This is a genomic window from Cohnella sp., assembly GCF_041640265.1.
Lineage (GTDB): Bacteria > Bacillota > Bacilli > Paenibacillales > Paenibacillaceae > Cohnella.
Window position 1 is genome coordinate 359,670 of the sequence record NZ_JBEQAP010000001.1, and the last position, 19,892, is coordinate 379,561.

General features: G+C 43.8%; 15 protein-coding genes and 1 pseudogene. 1 reads left to right on the top strand and 15 read right to left on the bottom strand.

Going from position 1 to position 19,892, the window contains the following annotated elements:
• Positions 1-195: 195 nt before the first annotated feature.
• The 4 genes from ACESLK_RS01650 to ACESLK_RS01665 all read right to left on the bottom strand — a co-directional run bounded on the left by ACESLK_RS01650 (position 196) and on the right by ACESLK_RS01665 (position 8,381).
• Complete coding sequence (locus ACESLK_RS01650) at positions 196-4,800, bottom strand: LamG-like jellyroll fold domain-containing protein (protein WP_372661203.1); 4,605 nt, start codon at positions 4,798-4,800, stop codon at positions 196-198.
• Positions 4,801-5,238: 438 nt separating this feature from the next.
• On the bottom strand, positions 5,239-6,084 hold the full coding sequence (locus ACESLK_RS01655; protein WP_372661206.1) for a carbohydrate ABC transporter permease: 846 nt from the start codon (positions 6,082-6,084) through the stop codon (positions 5,239-5,241).
• A gap of 2 nt (positions 6,085-6,086) precedes the next feature.
• On the bottom strand, positions 6,087-6,968 hold the full coding sequence (locus tag ACESLK_RS01660) for a carbohydrate ABC transporter permease (RefSeq protein WP_372661209.1): 882 nt from the start codon (positions 6,966-6,968) through the stop codon (positions 6,087-6,089).
• A 78-nt stretch (positions 6,969-7,046) separates the two neighbouring features.
• A complete protein-coding gene (locus ACESLK_RS01665; RefSeq protein WP_372661212.1) occupies positions 7,047-8,381 on the bottom strand; it encodes an ABC transporter substrate-binding protein in 1,335 nt (444 codons plus the stop codon).
• 503 nt (positions 8,382-8,884) lie between these two features.
• Between ACESLK_RS01665 and ACESLK_RS01670 the strand changes: the two genes are divergently transcribed.
• The gene (locus ACESLK_RS01670; RefSeq protein WP_372661215.1) at positions 8,885-9,877 is read left to right on the top strand and encodes a LacI family DNA-binding transcriptional regulator; all 993 of its coding nucleotides are present in this window, start codon (positions 8,885-8,887) and stop codon (positions 9,875-9,877) included.
• A 31-nt stretch (positions 9,878-9,908) separates the two neighbouring features.
• Here the strand turns inward: ACESLK_RS01670 and ACESLK_RS01675 are convergent, their stop codons facing one another.
• The 11 genes and pseudogenes from ACESLK_RS01675 to ACESLK_RS01725 all read right to left on the bottom strand — a co-directional run bounded on the left by ACESLK_RS01675 (position 9,909) and on the right by ACESLK_RS01725 (position 19,814).
• Positions 9,909-10,310 (bottom strand): helix-turn-helix domain-containing protein, encoded by a 402-nt coding sequence (locus ACESLK_RS01675; protein WP_372661218.1) that lies wholly within the window; start codon positions 10,308-10,310, stop codon positions 9,909-9,911.
• A 159-nt stretch (positions 10,311-10,469) separates the two neighbouring features.
• A pseudogene (locus ACESLK_RS01680) lies at positions 10,470-11,181 on the bottom strand (ABC-2 transporter permease); the annotation flags it as partial.
• Positions 11,182-11,341: 160 nt separating this feature from the next.
• Positions 11,342-11,722, bottom strand: a complete 381-nt coding sequence (locus ACESLK_RS01685) for a DUF3658 domain-containing protein (RefSeq protein ID WP_372661221.1) — start codon at positions 11,720-11,722, stop codon at positions 11,342-11,344.
• Positions 11,664-11,969 (bottom strand): DUF1835 domain-containing protein, encoded by a 306-nt coding sequence (locus tag ACESLK_RS01690; protein WP_372661224.1) that lies wholly within the window; start codon positions 11,967-11,969, stop codon positions 11,664-11,666. The genes ACESLK_RS01685 and ACESLK_RS01690 overlap by 59 nt, the downstream gene beginning before the upstream one ends.
• A 201-nt stretch (positions 11,970-12,170) precedes the next feature.
• Positions 12,171-12,746, bottom strand: coding sequence for a dihydrofolate reductase family protein (locus ACESLK_RS01695; RefSeq protein ID WP_372661227.1), 576 nt, complete (start codon positions 12,744-12,746; stop codon positions 12,171-12,173).
• A gap of 504 nt (positions 12,747-13,250) precedes the next feature.
• The gene (locus ACESLK_RS01700; RefSeq protein ID WP_372661231.1) at positions 13,251-13,997 is read right to left on the bottom strand and encodes a DNA alkylation repair protein; all 747 of its coding nucleotides are present in this window, start codon (positions 13,995-13,997) and stop codon (positions 13,251-13,253) included.
• A gap of 202 nt (positions 13,998-14,199) precedes the next feature.
• Complete coding sequence (locus ACESLK_RS01705) at positions 14,200-14,430, bottom strand: hypothetical protein (protein WP_372661234.1); 231 nt, start codon at positions 14,428-14,430, stop codon at positions 14,200-14,202.
• A 32-nt stretch (positions 14,431-14,462) separates the two neighbouring features.
• Entirely contained in the window at positions 14,463-15,197 is a 735-nt protein-coding gene (locus ACESLK_RS01710) for a serine hydrolase domain-containing protein (protein ID WP_372661237.1), read from the bottom strand.
• A 124-nt stretch (positions 15,198-15,321) separates the two neighbouring features.
• Positions 15,322-15,675 carry a helix-turn-helix domain-containing protein gene (locus ACESLK_RS01715; RefSeq protein ID WP_372661395.1) on the bottom strand — a complete coding sequence of 118 codons (354 nt, stop codon included), beginning with the start codon at positions 15,673-15,675 and terminating at the stop codon, positions 15,322-15,324.
• Between the two features lie 331 nt (positions 15,676-16,006).
• Positions 16,007-17,836 carry an ATP-dependent helicase gene (locus ACESLK_RS01720; RefSeq protein ID WP_372661240.1) on the bottom strand — a complete coding sequence of 610 codons (1,830 nt, stop codon included), beginning with the start codon at positions 17,834-17,836 and terminating at the stop codon, positions 16,007-16,009.
• Entirely contained in the window at positions 17,829-19,814 is a 1,986-nt protein-coding gene (locus tag ACESLK_RS01725; RefSeq protein ID WP_372661243.1) for an ATP-dependent nuclease, read from the bottom strand. The genes ACESLK_RS01720 and ACESLK_RS01725 overlap by 8 nt, the downstream gene beginning before the upstream one ends.
• Between the last annotated feature and the right edge of the window lie 78 nt (positions 19,815-19,892).

A 19,892-nucleotide genomic window follows, 5' to 3' on the forward strand; every position in this document is an offset into this window, starting at 1 on the left:
AATGGCAGAAAGCTTCCGCCCAGCCAACGGATAGTGGGAACCTCAATTCGTCTAAGCGCTTCTACAGAATTTGCTGGGTAAACTGGCCATAACACACAGTCCGGGACATGGCATTCATTTCCCGGACTGAACGGTTTCATTCACTGCCAATGCAATCGCGATTAACTAGTGGCATTATGGCGTATTACGGCTTGATCAATTACTTAACATTACTTCGTTTACTTCCGAAGCGGTTAAAGCACCGTTATAGATGCGGAAGTCTTCCACCAATCCGTTGAGATAAGGGTCGGCGGAGAATTGGGAGCGGCCGATCCAATTCTGTGTGGTGACGCCGAGATCCGATGGTCTGAACATTGTGGGATTGCTGCCAACCTGCTGGCCATCGACATAAAGCGTTCCCGTTAAACCGTTCAGGGTAACCGCCACATGATGCCATCCGCCCGTTGGCAGCGGCGCCGTGCCGTCGATGATTCGCTCAAAACCGTTCACTTTCATTAAGAAGCGGATGTTGCCGTTGTCTGCGTTTTGCGGCGTCAGGAACATATACGTGTTCGTTCCGGAACCGAAATCGAAGATCCGCATCCAGTTGCTTACGGAATTCAAATTCACCCAGGCTGTTATGGTCATGTCGCTATTGTTGGCAACGACGCCGGACGGAAGCGCGACATATTGATTCGTTCCATTCAGACTCACTGCGTTGCCGCCGTTCCTGCCGGCTGTCCAACTGGCGCCGTTCGCCAATGTACCGTCCCAGCCGTTACCGGTCGCATCGTTTGCCGTCGTTCCGCTGCTCTGGTCAAACGGAAGATGCGCACCCAGAAGCACAGTATCCCCATTCATTACCTGCGTAATATCCGAAGCGGTTAAAGCGCGATTATAGATGCTGAATTCTTCCACCAATCCGTTAAGATAGGGATCGGTGGAGAACTGGGAGCGGCCGATCCAATTCTGTGCGGTGACGCCGAGATCGGATGGTTTAATGGTCATTCCGGAATTGCTGCCTACCTGCTGGCCATTGACGTAGAGCGTTCCCGTCGAACCGTTCAGGGTAACCGCCACATGATGCCATACGCCCGTTGTCAGCGGCGCCGTCCCATCGATAAATTGCTCGTTGGTATTGCCGCCGGTTGTAATCGCAAAGCGGATCTTGCCGTTGGCCGCGTTTTGCGGCGTCAGGTACATGTAGCTGGATGTTCCGGAACCTAAATCGAAGATCCGCGCCCAGTTGCTCACGGAATTCAAATTCACCCAGGCTGTTATGGTCATGTCGCTATTGTTGGCAACGACGCCGGACGGAAGGGCGACATATTGATCCGTACCATCCAGACTCACTGCGTTGCTGCCGTTCCTGCCGGCCGCTGGGCTCGCGCCGTTCACCAACGTGCCGTTCCAGCCGTTGCCGGTCGCATCGTTTGCCGTCGTTCCGCTGGTTTCGTCAAACGGAAGCTTCACAATCGGAAACCCGTATGGATCATTCATTGCTTGCGTTACTTCCGAAGCGGTTAAAGCACGATTATAGATGCGGAAGTCTCCCACTCGTCCGTTAAGATAGGGATCGGTGGAGAACTGGGAGCGGCCGATCCAATTCTGTGCGGTGACGCCGAGGTCGGATGGATTAATGGTCATTCCGGTATTACTGCCTACCTGCTGGCCATTGACGTAGAGCGTTCCTGTCGAACCGTTCAGGGTAACCGCCACATGATGCCATACGCCCGTTGTCAGCCGCGCCGTCCCATCGATAAATTGCTCGTTGGTATTGCCGCCGGTTGTGATCGCAAAGCGGATCTTGCCGTTGGCCGCGTTTTGCGGCGTCAGGTACATGTAGCTGGATGTTCCGGAACCGAAATCGAAGATCCGCGCCCAGTTGCTCACGGAATTCAAATTCACCCAGGCCGTTAAGGTGATGGCGTTATCGCCGTAAACGACGCCGGATGGAAGGGCGACATACTGATTCGTTCCATTCAGACTCACTGCGTTGCTGCCGTTCCTGCCGGCCGCCCAACCGGCGCCGTTCATCAAAGTGCCGTTCCAGCCGTTGCCGGTCGCGTCGTATGCCATCGTTCCGCTGGTCTGGTTAAACGGAAGCTGCGCCATTGTCTGGTTATCGCCCGTGGTGCCGAACACCTTGAAATCGGCGATGCCGGCCGAATAACCGCTTGGCACTCCGGTAACGGTAATCTTGACATACCGGGTGGTGCCGATAAAGTAATCGTTTTGAACCTGAGAAGTGTTGTTACTATTGTCCTTCCAAAGACGCACGGTCCAGTTGGTATTATCCAGTGATGTTGAAATCGTATATCGATATGGTACGCCGCCATTGGGCCACTTCACCTGGGTACCGCCGGTGATTTTCACGATGGAGCCAAGATCCACCACCCACCAATGGCCGCCATTCGGATCGGCGGCAGTCCAGACGGTCGACGTGTCGCCGTCGTTGCCATTGGAGGCCGGATTTCCTGACTGCGTGCTATCCGCAGTTGCGGTTTTCCCGAGCGCCAGATTCGTTGGGTCTCCATACACCTTGAAGTCGTAGAAGCTGGCCCAGGCGCCGCTTGGCAATCCGGTAACGGTAATCCTGACATACCGGGCGAAACCGGTAAAGTAATCGTTCTGAACCTGTGAAGTATCGGTATTGCCGGTCTTGTCCACTTGCAAGGTCCAGTTGGTATTATCAATGGATGTTTCAATCTTGTACTGATAGGCTGCGCCGCTCTGTGCCCACGCCACCTGGGTACCGTTGGTGATTTTCTTGACATAGCCAAGGTCCACCGTCACCCAATGGCCCGGATTCCCGTCGTTAGCACTCCAAAGGGTCGCAGCGTTGCCATCGGTTCCATTGAAAGCCGGATTTCCCGACTGCGAGCTGTCCGCAGTGACAGGCTGACCGATCGCCAGATTGGTCGGATCTCCAAATACCTTGAAATCGTAGAAGCTGGCCCAGGCGCCGCTTGGCAGTCCCGTAACGGTAATTCGGACGTACCGGGCGGTACCCTGGAAGACATCGTTTTGTACCTGATTCGTATCGGTATTGCCGGTCTTGTCCACCTTTAATGTCCAGTTGACATGATCATAGGATGTTTCAATCTTATACTGATAGGCTACGCCGCTCATTTCCCACATCACCTGGGTGCCGCCGGTGATATTCATCGGTGAGCCGAGGTCTACCGTCCACCAATGGCCGGTATTACCATCATTCGCACACCAACGAGTCGTCGTGTTGCCATCGTTCCCGCTGGATGCCGGCCGCCCTGACTGAGAGCTATCCGCAGTTGCGGTCTTGCCTCGTGCGATGTCAACAGGCGTCGTGTAGGGAATGGCGGTCGGCGCAGGTACAGTCCCTCCGGACGCTATGAAGTTAATGTTCTTTGTATAGCTGCCGATCGCAAAATTACCTGCGCTGGCATCCAAAACGACATTCCCGTTCACTTTCAAATTCTCAAACGTCACGTTTTGAGTCAACTGGTTTACATATTTGCCGTAGATATTGTTTGTATTGGAATGGCTTCCGGTATAGCTCATATTCTTCACGTAGACGTCGTTAACTCCACGCCCATACGCAAGGCCAAAGCCGTTATTCTTAAACGTAAGGACTTCAATGAATCTTCCCTGATTCTCATCTTCTATTGTGATATCAGTGAATCTCACTTTTTTGACCAAAAGGCCATCGCTGGCAGTTACAGAGGTATACTTACTCGCATTTTTTTGCCAGATGGTAATATTCGAGAAATTGAGATCTTCAATCGTTTCGCCGCCGCCAGGTTTCGTTGGATCGCCGTGAGTGCCGATATTGATCGGATGAGCGATATCGGGCTGGAGAAAAGAGTTCGTGACACTGATATGGGCTGTATTGCCCGAATAATGGTTGCCGCCGAAATTGCGCGCTCCGTATATGGCAATCGCATCATCACCTGTGCGCGCAAAGTATTCATTGATCGTAACATACGAAGAGGCAAAGACGTCGATGCCATCGGTCCATCGCTTAAAGCTGTAGGCTTTAAAGTTATTGACCGAAACATTGGTGGAATTTCCGATATTAATCGCATAGCCGCCGTTATTGCCATGGCCGTAGTCGTTCACGATGATCCCGTCGATCGTGATCTGGTTGGAATGGTCGACCTCAATCGCTCTATACGGAGCGAACTGAACGACTCCCCTCCCCAGGACTTTGGCATTCGTGGCATTATTCACAGTGATGCCGCCTTGAATGACCGCGCCGCCGGCGATGTAAAGCGTCTTGCCGCTCGGCACGGTGAAATCCTGTTGATAAAAACCAGGACCAACGTAGATGACATTCGGGTCCGTAGGGCTCGGAGGATTGGGGTCGACCGGATTGGCAAATAGGTCCAGCGTATTGTTATGATCCCCATTCACTTCCACCGAGATATTCATGGGACCGGGTATGCTGAACGTCATCGTATTGCCGTTGATGGCGGGAGTAATGCTCTGGGCAGCGGGCCGGATGACAGCCGATGAAATAGTTCCGCTATTATAGGTTACAGAAATATTCACCGGGCCATCCGTATCGAAATAGGCAAAGGAAGCCTTATTGGAGTTGTACCCGTTGATCGTCGTTTGATACACGTCCAAACTCTGCCACGGTCCGCCCGGCACCTGTACTTGCACCGTATAGGTGGTGTTCATCGGGACGCCTGTTGAGGGGGCGGGATATACTTTTAAAGTCGTAGCTGCTTGAACATTTGTCGGAAAGCTTACCGTCACAGGAAGGAAAGATACCAAGATCGAGAACACGATTAAAATAGATAAAACTTTTGACCTTTTTTTACCTCTGATTAGAAACATGTTTTCAACTCCTTCTCATCATTCGCAAGTGGTATCGACATTTGGTTCATGCCCGGCATCGGTCACTTTTCAACCGATGACTCATCTATCTATAACTTTCACTTGCGTCAGGCTGTCCGACACCTTCTCCCGAAGGTTCATCAGGATCCATAAAGCGCTTTCATCTGTATCGCTTTCTCGGCACTTCTACCTCCCACCCCCATTCGGACTCAAGAAATTCAGGTCACCCCCTTTCTCGAAGCTTCGACAATTGCCTTATAAATATGCGAATGGCAGACTAGCACATTGTAGGTACTGTCTGCCGACATCATAGTGAGTATGTCCCGGGCCGTATTTAGCCTGTGTTGTTGTTCAGGGCTACAGCACTTGATTAACCTTTGACGGCACCTGCCGTTACACCGCTGATGATGTCCTTTTCATTCGCATAAGCGGATGATATCAGCCTTTTATGCCGCCGACGGTAAGACCGGTTATAAAAAACCGTTGAAAGAAAACAAACAGGATCAATATCGGCAGGATGGCCAGCACTGAACCGGCCAGCAGGATTTCATAGTTATTGCCGTAGGGAGAGATCAGCGAACTGAGTCCAATCGGAATGGTGAGTTTGTCTTCCGTTCGAAGCACCAGAAGCGGCCATAAAAAATTGTTCCAGTTGCCTAGCGCGATCAGAATAATCATCGCGCCAAATGCCGGAAGCATGAGCGGCACGAAAATGCGGAAAAAAATCCCGTATTCGGTGCAACCGTCGATTCGGCCTGCATCCATGAAATCTTTGGGAAGTCCGTTCGCATACTGACGGAAGAAGAACGTGGGCAAAGGAGCAACCGCAAACGGCAGGATGACGCCCCACAACGTATTGATCATTTTGAAGAAGATCATCAATTTATACAGAGGAAGCATGATGATTTCGGTTGGAACCATCATCACCAGTAGAATCAATGTAAAAATCAGATTTTTAAATCTGAAATTATACATCGCCAAACCATACCCTACCATGGAAGAAAAAAACAGCGAGACCGCAGTGGCCAAAACGGTAATGATCACGCTGTTTTTGAACCATGTAAAATACCTGTCCGCCGATTCCAAGAAGAGCACCTTGTAGCTGTCAAGAGTGAGGATACTCCAATCGATCTGAAAGCTCAGGCCGGTACTGATGACCTGCTTGGCCGGCTTGAAGGATGCGGCCAAGGCGGCATATAACGGCGTAAGAATAAGAAAAGCGATCCAGAGGAAAAAAAGCAGCAACAAGATCGAAGCGGGTGTCAGGCGCTTGGGGTGAGGCATCCTTATTCCTCCTTTCTGAAAAGTCCAAAAATCTTCAGTTGGACAAGATTGAGAACCAAGGTGAATCCGAGCAGGGAAAGCCCGATTGCGGCGCCCAATCCCATATTGTTTTGTTCGAGTCCCTGCTGGTAGATGTATCCGATCATCGTGAGCCCCATATCCTTCGGAGAACGGTTGCCGCTCCACAGCATGTAGCTTTCAGTGAACATGGACAGTCCGCCAAAAACGCTAATGGTTAGCACGTAGATCGTCACCGGCTTGACTAATGGAACCGTTATCTTCGTGAATTTCTGCCAAGCATTCGCTCCATCGATGTCCGCGGATTCATAGAGTTCATTCGGAATACTCTGCAGGGCAGAAAGGAAATAAATCATATTCACCCCAAGCCAGCGCCAAGTGGCCAATATTACCAGAGCGAGCATGCCAAGCTTGGCATCGGCCAGCCAAGTCTGCGGTTCCATTCCGAACCAACCGATAACTCGGTTCATAATCGCCTCGTCGGAGCGGGCCAGCATTAGCCGGAAAATCGTCCCGGCCACCACGACGGAAACCAATGCGGGTACAAAAAATACCGAACGAAAAAAATTCCTGAACCACATGACCTTCGAATTCAGCAACACGGCTAAAACAAGCGGCAGCGGAATGAGAACGATCAAAGTCAGCAAAGTATAAAGCAAGCTGTTGTATATCGCGCGGTAATAATGCGAATTCAGCAGTTTCTCATAATTCTCAAACCCGATATACCGGGTAGCTCCTGGCAGCACTTCCTGGAAACTCATTTGTACCGTCGAAAAAACCGGGTATGCGAAGAAAATCGCAAACGTGATGAGGAAAGGCAGCACGAATACGTAAGGAGCCGTTCGGGTATTGAACAGGAACTTCACCGAGTTGTTCTCCTTTCTAGGGTAGATGGCTAGCCCAGCTGTAAGCCGGGGCTAGCGATCCGCCTTGCTTCTTCAAGTTCAGCGCACTTCGTCCGCTACTTCTTTGAGAACTTTCGCAGGATCTTCCAAATCGTTGATCGTTTTGAACATGGCCGTACGCTTCACTGCGTCAATGATGGCCGGAATTTTCTCCCCGATGTTGACCGGTTTGATTTCGCTCTTGATTCCGGAAAGCATCGTAAAGATGCCTTCGCCGAAATACTCGGTAAATTTGTTAGGCTCGTTCATCTCCGGTGTTTCCCATACCTCGAAGCGAATCGGATCGAAGCCGAGCTGCTTCCAGATCTCAATGTTTCCATCTTTGGAGAGCTTGGCGAAAGCAAGGAATTGCTTGGCGATCTCCTGGTTTTTGGATTGCTGCGTAATGACGGTTCCAGTACCGCCCATACCGGAAGAACGGGCGCCGCCTTCCGTCCAGGCCGGTGCCGGCTTGATCACGATTTTGCCTTTGAGATCGGGCATTTGCTCCATAAAACGGCCCATATACCACATTGGCATCCAGATCGAAGCGGCGCCGCCTTTATTCATGAAAGCCCAATACTCTTCAGAGTGATGGAATCCGCCGGGCGCGCCGATCGCGATTTTTTCCTTCACGAGATCCTGCAAGAACTGCACGGTTTTGATATTCGTTTCATTATCCAGCGTAACGCTTCCGTCTTTTCCAAGGAAATCGCTGTCTTGCTGGGCGATCAGCGGCCATAGAGACCAATGCTCGGTCGTTTCGATGGTGGTCATCGGTACGCCGGTTTTTTCGACGACTTGTTTGCCTGCTGCCTTGTACTGATCCCAAGTCTTGATCTCATCCGGGTTAACGCCTGCTTTATCCAAAATTTCTTTATTGTAATAAATGACTGCGGCGCCGACATGGTAATCGATTCCGTAATATTGTCCGTCTTTGGCGTAGATATCGAATCGGGATTTGACCATGTTGTTCAATTCCGGTTCAACAATGTCGTTCAAGGGAACAAGCTGCGGCGTGCCTTTCAAATAGTTTGCGAATTTGCTGATTTCAATGTCGGCGATGTCCGGAGCGCCCGTGTTCGTTTGAAGCGCAACGAGCAGCTTGATATGCATATCGTCGTACGGGAGTGCCGTGCCTTCGATCTTGATCGGCTTATCGGGGTGTTGCTCATTCCATTTAATAGCCATATTTTCATAGAAACGCTGATGCAGTTCTTGGAACGTCCAAAATGTGAGCTTAACGGGTTCTACCGTCGACTTGCTTGTGTCAGGCGCCTTTGAACTTTCCGACGACGATGATGCAGCCGAATCATTCTTAGAGCCGGAGCAAGCGGTTAATACCATAGTGAAAAGCAAAGCCAAACTTAACAAAAAGACGAACGACTTGCGCATTTTGCTTCCCCCAATCGTTTATAGTGATACCTAAATTGTTTGATACTCCAGATTCCAATCCAAATCCGAAATGCTCGCAGCCAGCAGTTCGCTCCGCCTGGCCAGCGTATAATGGGAACCTCAATTCGTTGAAGCGCTTCCAAAACGTTTTGACGAAATCTGCTGCTGTCGAAAAATGTTGACGTCGAATCGAAGATTCCGCCATAGATTTGACGATGAAAATGCTCCAGAAAATGACCGTAAATTTTCTTGTCTCTTTTTGCCGAGTTTCCTTCTTGGATTAATATCCAGTTTAGGCATCGATCCGCACTCCTAGAATCAAAATCATATTTTCGTGTGCGCACACGAAATAATCTAGTAACAAATATATATCGGTTACCTTATTTTGTCAACAGAGAAAAATGAAATACTTTTAAATCCTTGATTTAACTAGTGTCGTATAATAGAATAAACAACAGATAACTCGTGTGCGTACACGCACATTATTATAAAAGGAGCCCGATATGTCAGTTACCATTAAAGATATCGCCCGGATCTGCAAGGTTTCCGAAGGGACCGTCGACCGTGCGTTAAATGCAAGGCCAGGCATTAGCAAGAAGACGAAAGAATACATCCTCAAAGTAGCGAAGGAATTAAACTATACCCCCAATCATCTGGCCCAGGGTCTTGCCAGAGGCCGATCCATGACGCTCGGTGTCATATTATTTGATGTCCGCAATCCATATTTTGCGCAGTTAATGAACGCCATTGAAGTCAAGGCCAGGGAACTAGGGTATGTCGTTTTCCCTATTTTTACGCATCACGATCCTCAAAATGAGCGGAAAGCACTCGAGCATTTCAAAACCCGGCAAGTAGACGGAATTATCATGTTCAGTGTACAGTCCGGACAAGAATTTGAAAAAGAATTACTCGATTTAAAGATTCCCATCGTTACAATCGGAAATCGTATTTCCGGCAGGTGGACCTATGTAGGCATTAACGAGCGTGAGTCGATGAAAGACGCTGTGAAACATGTCGTAAGCCAAGGTTACGAAGAAATAATCTATATTTGTCCTCCATTGGCCCGCAGAGGCGAGGTCAATCTTTACACAATGGAAGAAAGATTGGCCGGATGCTGCGAAGGTTTATCGGAGATGGGAAAAAAGCAACCGCTTGTCATCATGGATTCGGATTACATCAAGGCCATTAACGAAACAGATCTGGAATCCCAGCCCAAAAAAGCAATTGTCTGCCCTGCGGATATCTATGCACTAGAAGTGCTTAATCATTTTAAGAAAAACAAAATCAGAGTTCCTGAACAGGTCGGTCTTATGGGCTTCGATGATATCGACACGTTGAAATATATTTCTCCAAGATTATGCTCCGTACGATACCCTGTAAGCGAAATAGGAATAACGGCCGTGAGTCGCTTGCTTGAAGAAATCGATGAAAAACATAACAAGCATTTGAATGTGCTGCTTTTGCAGCATCAAATCGTTATAGGTGAATCTTTGTAACACAAACTTTTACTGAAACCGCCAAAAATCATCAACCCCCCCGCTCCCTCCGATATTCGGTCGGCGCCAAGCCGTTGCGATTTTTGAACGCCTTACTGAACTGATAGACGTCCGGATAACCGCAGGCTCGCGCGATGTCCGTGACGGAATCCCCCGTATACAGAAGTCGGCGAACCGCATGCTCGTTACGCAGCCGGTCCAGGTACTCCTTGGGACTGCACCCGTACCGGGCTACGAAGGTTCTGCGCATGTATGCAGAGGAAAACCCGGATTGCTCCATCAATTCGGCAATGCGCAACTCCGTGGCGAATCCCCGGTCCAGATTCTCCTTGAACCGGCGAAGCGCCGCAGCCAGTCCTTCATCCAAGCCCTCGCTCCACTCCACTTCCGCCGCTTCGTGGAGTTCTTGGATCAAGCGGTACCAGACGGACATTCGCTTACTATCGATACGGGGGAAGGGGAAATGTTTTATCGCGGGCAACATAGACGAGACGATTGACGGCATTCCGAATCCGACGGTTTTTTCACATTAAAATTTTGATTTGTTATCTTCGAGGGAAGTTGGGATTCGATACGATTTACTGGCTATGATTGCCTGCAAGCTTTGGCTGTTCTTCGATTTTTCTGAAACCTTTAATGCAGAGCCCAGAATTACTATGCCGCTTACCAATGCGATCCATGTAAGAGCGGCTACGGGAGCATTCCAGCCAAATCCTTTGCCAAAGAAGAACAATTCCCGCAGACCATCGACCATAAAGCGCATTGGGAGCCATGGATGTATCCACTCCCGGTAGAAAGAGGACATCATTTCAGGCGGCAAAGCCAGCAAAGGCGCCCCGAAGAAGAGCAATAAGGCGAATATAGCAATACCTCTGATACCCAACACCGACATTACAGCAGTTATCATAAGGAAAAAACTGAAGAACGTAACTGATAAGAACAGCGCGGTATCCGCAAATTTAGGAATATCAAGATCCAGCATACCATCCGCAAGCCAGGTTAGCCCGAATCCAACCGCAAGAGAAGCGATCGCACCCATCAGGATATGCATCAGCTTCGAGACCAGGCTCTCTCTTTGGGTCTTAACCGATAATTTACTGACGGTTATAAAAAGGATTGCCGAGCTGGCGATACATGCCATCCATAAGGGCTGAAATAAGGAAATAGGGGCATTGCCATTCGCGCTTTTCGCGCCCGTTTCATTTACATTTGTCACTTTTTTTTACAATCGGCGAGGCTAAACCCGCAGCTTGCTCTACGGTCAGCATCACTCCCTGCGTCTTAAAGACTTCAAGCAATTGGGAGATATTAACACGCAATGATATCGATTACAATATTTAATTTACTCATACCCTTTAAAATGGCTATTTAACTTAAATTTTTCGATTAAAATAAAAGATATTTTATGTAATCGATAACATTTGGCGAAAAGATGGACGGAATCCTGACTGGGTATGGGCCCAGTTATAATTTTTTAAGACGGTATTCCACGAACTCATCGCCAACTTGTTGATCAAGGCGTTCAATCGTTTCACCGATAAGTCTTGTTGCTTGAATAAAATCCTTAGTTTTTGTTTTACCATGTAGCTTTTTTGCTCTGTTCACAATAAAATCGTCATAATAGATCTCAGAAACGCTCTGTATCCTTCCATTTCTCCATATTCTTAAGGGCTCCCGACTTTCTGAAAGAGCTAACCATTCTCTTTCAAGATCCTCGCGTTCATGCTGTGTCAGCGGGGACTTATGTATTTGTTTATATATTGCTTGAAATTGTTTGGGCATCACTTCACTTGTAACGAAAGTGGTATATTTTTTCTTTCCTAGTTCGCGAGTAAATCTGATCATTAGTTTGTTGAAATCTGATCTTATACTCATGGAGATCTTCGTACTGGTCATTCATCATATGTTTTAACCAGTTAAATCTGCTTTCTTTTCCAATCTCCTCATGCAACCTCCATATGGGCCCAACCGAAAACATGTCCCAAAAAGAAAAGAAGCTATCGTTTTCTATTTTGTTTGTACCCAAATCCTCTAGGGCCGCCTTTAAAAAATACACTGATGATATGCTAAACAAAATATGTATCATTTCCATTATCCTTTCAATGGATGTTAATCACCGTTGATACTGAGTTCAAGTTCTTCATCAACATTGTTGATATCTCAATATTTCCCTCTACTCATTAAGCTAAACTGCATGGGAGCTTAATAAACGAAAAGAGCAGCTGCTAAGGCAAACTACTCTTCATTTTTAATCTATAGTATCCGTTAGCGTTATCTACTTTAGGAGACAAGGTTATCTAACCGTCCGGTAAACGAGACCAATAGCTCCAGAATCAAAGGTCTTGTTTTCGATAAGTTTAAGATTGATTTTCTCCTTGAGACCTTGGAATAACGGCAACCCACTGCCGATCAGGACGGGAGAAACCGTAATTTTATACTCATCGATTAAATCAAGCTGCATAAGGTGGTGTGCGAACCTAGGACTGCCGAGGATGACCATATCCTTGCCCGGCTGTTGTTTGAGGTTCTTGATCTCTTCCTCGACATCTTCTTTCACCAGTCTGGAATTGTTCCATTCGACTTTCTCCAGCGTCGTGGAAAAAACGATTTTGGTTGTCTTTTCGATCCACTCGGCATGATTCCGTCCATGCTGCGTAGCTGATGGGTTTGAAAGCACAGATGGCCAATACCCATACATCATTTGATAAGTCCCCCGTCCCCAAATGACGGTGTCGGCCGTACTCAGAATTTCTTTCGCGTGTTTCTCCAAATCAGCATCGTAGGAAACCCAGCCAATGTCCATTTCACCGTTTGGCCCTTCTACAAAACCGTCAAGCGATGCGTGCAAAAATAGAACGAGTTTTCTCATTTTCAGTTCTCCTTTGTTCATGAGGGATATTTACAATATCCATTTTAGGACATTTCAGCATGGGTTGTTTCTTATGGATGTGGTCTCCCGACAGTAACAACCAGAACGTCCCCACAAATACAACTACGATATAGTTTGGTGCCTTCGTCATAGTCGCTATTAATATACCAACCGTGGTGAGTTCTATCGTAGTGCTGTGAAACACATTTATAACAGGTATGGTTAATTGGGATACTTGCTGTGCTCTTTTTACACAAGACACACGTTTGCCCTGCGACCATGCTCTGAGAATCTAGTTATGTTTCATGTTCCCTAACCCTTTTGGGATCAATGGAAAAGCAATCTTTGCAAAGTGTATAGATATTTGAGGGAGAGTCTATATTATCGTGACATCTATCACATCTCATTTCAATTTTTAGTCCTAAGAAGCGTTTGATTTTCATTAAGCGTGACAACCCTTCTTCTTATCTACAAGACTCGACTCGTTCTTTTATACTCCTATAATTAGATATTCGACGAACTACCCTCCCTTCCTTCGTCCTTTGTTGCGTTAAACTGCCCGTCGTGAGCCGCCAGCCGCTTCAAAGCTTCCCGCTTGCTAAGCGGTTGAAGCGATTCGTTCGCTACAAATGCAAGAACTGCATCGGGATTTATCCTCGCGTATTGACGAAGTGCCCATCCAATCGCTTTGGCGATAAAAAATTCCTTCTCGTGTGCACATGCGCGGATGTACCGAAATAGCAGTTCCTCGTTGGTCCGTTGCTTGTACCCAAGCTGGAAGAGAAGCGCCGAGCGGCGAAGCCATAGGTTATTCGATTGAATCCAACGATCCGGGTAAGTTGCGATCTGCTCGGGGTAGTGGGTCAAGTAACTTCCGACTGCGTTCCCGGCAAGAAAGTCTACCGTATCCCACCAGGATTTTTCCATGATCAACGACTCCAGCAGCATGATGCGAGACTCCACCGTTCGCTTGCCGCGAGCATCAAGAAACGACATGGCCACATTTTGAAATTCGCGTTCCGGCTGTGCCCAAAGCAGCTTCACGACCTGCTCCAGCGACTGTTCGCTTTCTGGTCTTCCATGCGCTTGAAGGAACGCCTTCAAGAGCGCATTCCGCTCCGGAGTCTGAATTCCCATGAATGTGTACCGATTCTTCATATAGGCGGACATCGCAATCGCCTTTTCTGGGCGGTCATGGGAGCGGAACCATACGGTCAGCCCAGCAACATATGCGTCAGGTTCCATCATCATAACAAACAACTCCTTAAGCATTTGTGCCAACATTATACCAAATGCAGATTGCGCTAATCTGACAGTTAGCTTAATAAAGAATGGAAGCAGCCGCCGTAGCAAACTGCTCCTTGTTTGTACAACTATCGTTTCCCGAGGGAGTTTAATCAACTATGATACTGTTCCCGAAGTTTTCCGGATATCAAACAACCTTTGGTGGCTGTTAATTTATATCCAATGCATTCTTAATTTTATCGAATAATTTATATGAATCTACTTTCTCAAAGTTCCACAACATTATAACGCTTATTTTTTGATTGGGAAATTGCCATATATCTGCTTTAAATCCCGGAGATCCTCCTGGGATCCATCTAAAATTATTACCCAAAAACCAACCGTAACCATACTTCAAATTAGGATCAAAATCGACAGGTGCATAGGCTTTAAATATCATTTGCCCTGCCTCTTTAGATATTATTGAACTGTTTATATCGCTCTGCACCATATATTTAGATCCTTTACAGTTGAATATAGCTCACCTGGAGCATCAATATCAGCCAATTTATCATTGTCCGCATTCCTGTACTCCTCATTTTCAATTGTATGCCCATAAGCACGATTAAAAATTATTTTTCGAGGATTATTAAGACCGGTATCTGTCATTTTTAGTGGTTGGAAAAACAATTCATCCAGTAAATTTTGAAATGATTTTCCTGTCACTTTTTCTAGTATGTAGCCCATTAAAATAAAGCCAGTGCTGCTATATCTCCATTGTTCACCGGGAATAAATAGCTGTTCTTGATTACTCAAGTAGCTAAGAAAATCACCATTCTCGTTGTTTAATTTGTTCATTTCGTATCTAATGTTTGGTACAGCATAAATATCGTGCAACCCAGAGGTATGAGTTATTAGATGGTGTAGAGTGATATTAGGATGTAGTTGTCGAAGATTCTCTATATACGTACCTGGACGTTCATGAAGATTAATTATGCCATCTTCATGTAATTTAACAGCTGCTGCTGCAATAAACATTTTTGTTACCGAAGCTATAAAATACTTTGTCTCCAGAGTGTTTCCAACATCTAGCTGCATATTTGCTTTACCATACGCTTTTTCAAATAGTACATTATTATCTTTTGAAATAAGTATAGTACCGCTCAAATAGTTTTCTCGATTGTAATTGTCTACAATGGATTCAATTTCATTTCGGACTTCGTCCATTTGAACACCTCCATTATGATTTATAAGAAGTATTATATCATATTTAGGAACAATTGTTCCTATTTGTTGTTCGATTAATCTGCCAGTTAGCTTAATGAAGTCTCGTGAGATTTTGAACAACAGGCTAATCTCGTCCTAACTTCGTCTTCATGAAATCAATGATTTCATCTTGATCGATACTTGTTAATTTTTCAAAAACTAGCAAAAGGTTTGCTTCTTTTTCATTGGTATCACGAATAACCTTATCATCAGCATTTACAGTACCAAGTGGAAGCCACGTTACATCGGTATGGAATTCAGAGACAATTGAAGTTATAATCTCAACCGAGGGCTTATACTTATCTTGTTCCAATTCACTCAGTGCAGCTTGCGAAATGCCCACTCGATTTGAGAAGTCAATCTGATTCAGTTCATTAAGCTTCCTAATCCTCTTAATACGTCCGCCTAAAGTTTCGATTTGAATTACCTCCCTTAAAATAAAACAGTCCCGATGAGCACTTGCTTCACCGGGACTGACTTAGTAGGTTCACGACTACTTTTACTAGTTCACGACATTTTTTACTGGTTCATGACTTTTTTTGCTGGTTCACGACTTTTTTGTCACTGAATCAGCTTGTTCAGTGACATTATAGTTGGTAACTGAAAAACCCAGTAATATCAAGCGATTTCGAGTTTTATGCCTATTTTATAAGTTGCATTATAGTTGGTGCCTGAGAAAAACTCGCTAACCACACGTTTACATTAAAGTTTGTACCTCTAAATTACAATGAAGATATAAAAGGAATCCCCCATCATATTCACAGCGTTCCCTAATGAGTTTTGTACCATTCATTCAATGTTACCCAAAATCTAGATTCAGTGTGAGGGATAGTGTAATATCTCCTATGCTTTTTACTATATACATCGTATCTTTCAGAGCGAAGTAAAATACATTTACTTTTAGCACGGCTCACACAAACAAAAAAAATACGATGCTCCTCTGCCAGCTTCCGCTCATCCGTTAGGCTTCTAAAACTTGGAAATACTTTTTCATCCATACCTAATAATACAACTACTTCAAATTCGAGACCTTTTGAAGAATGTCTTGTAGTAATTGTAATTTGATTCTGTGGTTTCCCTAGTTTACTAAACATACTAATGTTATAATGCTCGAATTTTCCTGTTTGCGAAAGTTTAAGTAATTGTTTCAAATTACTAATTTCTTCTGGGTAAATGTTCGAATCTTTTAATAAGTCTAGTAAAGACAACTTATCGAATATGTATTTTGTCCATAATCCAAGACTATCTTTATAGTTCTTACTTTCCATCAAAATATCATACAAAGCTCTTTTTTTATTCATTTCCATTATCTTCGTAATCTTTAGACCATGACCATTCTGAACTTTTTTCCAAAAACTGAAAATGTCATCAAATGAAAAAGCAGTTTGGTCATGTAACCATAAGGCACAGTTTTCTAACCAAACAACAAATTCTGATCTATCAAAATCATGTTTTGAAATGTAATTGGGAACATTAACTTCATTGCAAAGTTTACTTAGTTCGCTAGCATCTTTGTTTGAAGCGATAATAACTGCAATTTCTTCTAAAGGAACATTTTTATTGATACAATCTGGAATCAATACTTCAACTACATACTTAAATTGATCCTCCATGCCATTTTCACAGGTGATAAATGAAAATTCCGCTTTTTCCCCAAAACGTGTACCAGCAACGTAATTCCTTTTCTCTGCACTATTCAAAGCAAGCTCAGAAGCATCAACGATATCTTGATTACTTCGATAATTTGTCTTTAGTCGTATTTGATGCATATTGGGCATCCTGTAGAGTTCAAACAGATAATCAGGAATACCTCCACTAAAGCTATAAATTGATTGATCTGGATCACCAACAGCAAAAATTTTTATCTCAGTACTTTCCAATAATGAAAGAATCATTTCATGGAGTGGTCTCCCCAAATCCTGGTACTCGTCAATTAAGATCCAAGGGAATTTTGCTTCCAAACACTTTCTGACGAAATTCTCTTCTTGTATTAATAGCGTTGCATATTTGATGATACTTTCAAAATCCACAAAACCCTGTTCAACCAATCTTTTTTCATACTCAGTTGCCACTTTAAGCGCAAGATCGTAGCTAGGTATGTTTACTGATGTTTTACCATTTAAACTCTGATATCGTTCCTTGTTCATTTCTAATACACTTACATTTTCTTGATTAATCTCCAAATCATACAAAACATTTTTAAAAAGTGTATTTTTATCGTTATTTGAAATAATCTTTAACGGCAATGGTATTTTATATTTAACATAGAGATGAGCAAATGGTACAATAACTTCGCTAATACAAAAAGAATGTACTGTACCTAAGAATACATTGTCCCTTTGTTTCAAACCAAGTTCCTTTAATCTATAACGAAATTCTTTCGCAGCTTCATTACTAAAAGTTACACAAGCTAACCCTCGAGGAACCGAAATGTTTTCATTCAATAACTTTACAATTTTCATTGTTAATACAGTTGTTTTACCACTACCGGGACCAGCAAGAACTGTAGTGCTATCTTTGCTTAATAGTGCAGCGTACTGTTCTCGATCCTTTCTGATTCTAAGAAGCCTTGCTTCATACTTAGACATCAATTTATTCATCTACTTTCTGATAGATGTAATTAATCGCACTAGTAATATAATCTGGGATATGATTTATTGTACATTCGGTTGCTAATCTCTGTGCATAGCGTCCTTTTCCAATATTATTTCCTGAAGCCTCAATTTTACGTAAACAATCCCAATAATCACCTGACTCAAGCGAACTTTTGAAATTTTGTTTTTGTCGTTCCCCACCAGAAGTAAGATTGTTAAATACATTGCACAAAATATTCTTAGCAATTTTATCACCTGCAGCTTTAGCCATTATATCTATTTCTAACGTGTATGCACCATCAAAAAATCCATAACTGGTAAAAATCACATCAAGTTCATTAAAGTCCGTAGGTAATGAATCCAAATCAACAGGATCAACAAAGTTTAAGTTTTCGAATATTTTTTTAATTATTTCCTGACCTAAATAGCCGTATGATTCTGCTTCATCATTCCATATTTGATGGTACTTTTTTTCACCATCTTCAATTAAATAATAATCGCCATCTGTAATTACTACATAAGGAATACCAAGCGACATTAAAAACTTTATGTATGGTTCAAAATTAGTTGAATTTATATTACATACAATGATTCCTTTGTAATCCAAAGGCTGTTCCAATAGTTCAGCGAATTGGGGCACTAAATATTCTTCTGCAATACCTTCAACCAAGATAACCCCTTTCCCAAAATAAATTTCTCCTCTTTTCGCATCAATATACCTAGACAAGTCTTCAATTTCTACTGGCTCTAAAATTAATTTAGCTGAAGAGTTTACCTTTGTTCCTTCCACTTTAGTTCGAAATAAATGAACAATCGATTCAATCGGAGCAACTGATGTAATATGTGTTGAATGAGTTGTCATTAAAACAGATGCATCTTTACGGTGAAATAGGTCCTTGTAGATAATTCTCTGTATAGAAGGATGTAAATGTGCCTCAGGTTCTTCTATAGCCAACAGCGTTATTCCTTGATCCCTTGGGTGATTAGTATCCAGAAATTCATATAGTGAAATAAGCATTGATTGTTCCAAATCATTTTTTAGTTCCCAATATCCCGATGCATTTTGTTCATAACAGTTTATTAAAATGCCTGTCGAATCAAATGATTGAAGTTCCAGAAATTTATCATTCTTAAAAAAAGATGTTATTGTTTTATCTTCAACTGCTAACAAAATTAATGTCATGTACAAGATATTTGTAAGACCTAAGCTTGTATCTGTTACACTTCTCTTTCCTAAAATTAATTTTAAACTTTGCAGTATCCGACTAGCTTTATACTCATTAGTACTCATTTCAACATTCGAATCGGGTTGAATCTCAACAAACTTAGAAAATCTATTATTTATTCTCTTTTCAAGATTTTTCAGTTCCCCTAACGAGAGAACTTCATCGTTCTGTTCTTTAATCTTTTCGGCGATTGATTCCAGATCACTTAACTCGATATTATAGTCTTTTAATAAGGCAGTTAGAGGGGATTTCTTAGAATTTTTGATTTCACTTTCCACATCTCTAATCGGCTTTATTACCTTTATATTTAAGTATTTCCGATCACTATGACGGAATTCATTTTCTTCATTATCTCCTTTAAAAATAATGTAATCATATCGAAATCCTCCTTCTTCTTTTGGGATAGGAAAATAGCGATACGTTAATCTCATTGTATCCGGATCAGTTTGTATAGTTGCCCCATTGAATTGGCATAATAAGTTTTTGTTATGTTTAAACTGTTTTATTTCTAACACAATTTCAATAATTTCTCCTCTTTCCATAGGAGCCTCTAAGCCACTGAAAAAATCAGTTTCTTCTAAATACCTATCCTCTTCATTTAATTGAGGGTCTAGGATCAATTGTATAGCTCTAAGAAAATTACTCTTGCCGACATTGTTTTCCCCTATAATAACTTGCTTCTCACCTAATTCAACATCAATTTCTTGAAAGTTTCGAAAGTTTTTGATTTTAACTTTAGAAATATAAGGTGTCTGCATAGTTCTCTCCCTATCATGATCTGATTTTTAATCCTATTCTTATAAGTATTTAATGAAGATATATCGAAAATAATTAAT

Bases quoted from the DNA above. Each gene is read 5' to 3' on its own strand.
- ACESLK_RS01700 (WP_372661231.1), bottom strand. From the start codon at position 13,997: ATGATGATGGAACCTGACGCATATGTTGCTGGGCTGACCGTATGGTTC.
- ACESLK_RS01710 (WP_372661237.1), bottom strand. From the start codon at position 15,197: ATGGACGAAGTCCGAAATGAAATTGAATCCATTGTAGACAATTACAAT.
- ACESLK_RS01720 (WP_372661240.1), bottom strand. From the start codon at position 17,836: ATGAATAAATTGATGTCTAAGTATGAAGCAAGGCTTCTTAGAATCAGA.
- ACESLK_RS01690 (WP_372661224.1), bottom strand. From the start codon at position 11,969: ATGGAAATGATACATATTTTGTTTAGCATATCATCAGTGTATTTTTTA.
- ACESLK_RS01695 (WP_372661227.1), bottom strand. From the start codon at position 12,746: ATGAGAAAACTCGTTCTATTTTTGCACGCATCGCTTGACGGTTTTGTA.
- ACESLK_RS01685 (WP_372661221.1), bottom strand. From the start codon at position 11,722: ATGATCAGATTTACTCGCGAACTAGGAAAGAAAAAATATACCACTTTC.
- ACESLK_RS01725 (WP_372661243.1), bottom strand. From the start codon at position 19,814: ATGCAGACACCTTATATTTCTAAAGTTAAAATCAAAAACTTTCGAAAC.
- ACESLK_RS01665 (WP_372661212.1), bottom strand. From the start codon at position 8,381: ATGCGCAAGTCGTTCGTCTTTTTGTTAAGTTTGGCTTTGCTTTTCACT.
- ACESLK_RS01675 (WP_372661218.1), bottom strand. From the start codon at position 10,310: ATGTCCGTCTGGTACCGCTTGATCCAAGAACTCCACGAAGCGGCGGAA.
- ACESLK_RS01705 (WP_372661234.1), bottom strand. From the start codon at position 14,430: ATGATATTTAAAGCCTATGCACCTGTCGATTTTGATCCTAATTTGAAG.
- ACESLK_RS01650 (WP_372661203.1), bottom strand. From the start codon at position 4,800: ATGTTTCTAATCAGAGGTAAAAAAAGGTCAAAAGTTTTATCTATTTTA.
- ACESLK_RS01655 (WP_372661206.1), bottom strand. From the start codon at position 6,084: ATGCCTCACCCCAAGCGCCTGACACCCGCTTCGATCTTGTTGCTGCTT.
- ACESLK_RS01670 (WP_372661215.1), top strand. From the start codon at position 8,885: ATGTCAGTTACCATTAAAGATATCGCCCGGATCTGCAAGGTTTCCGAA.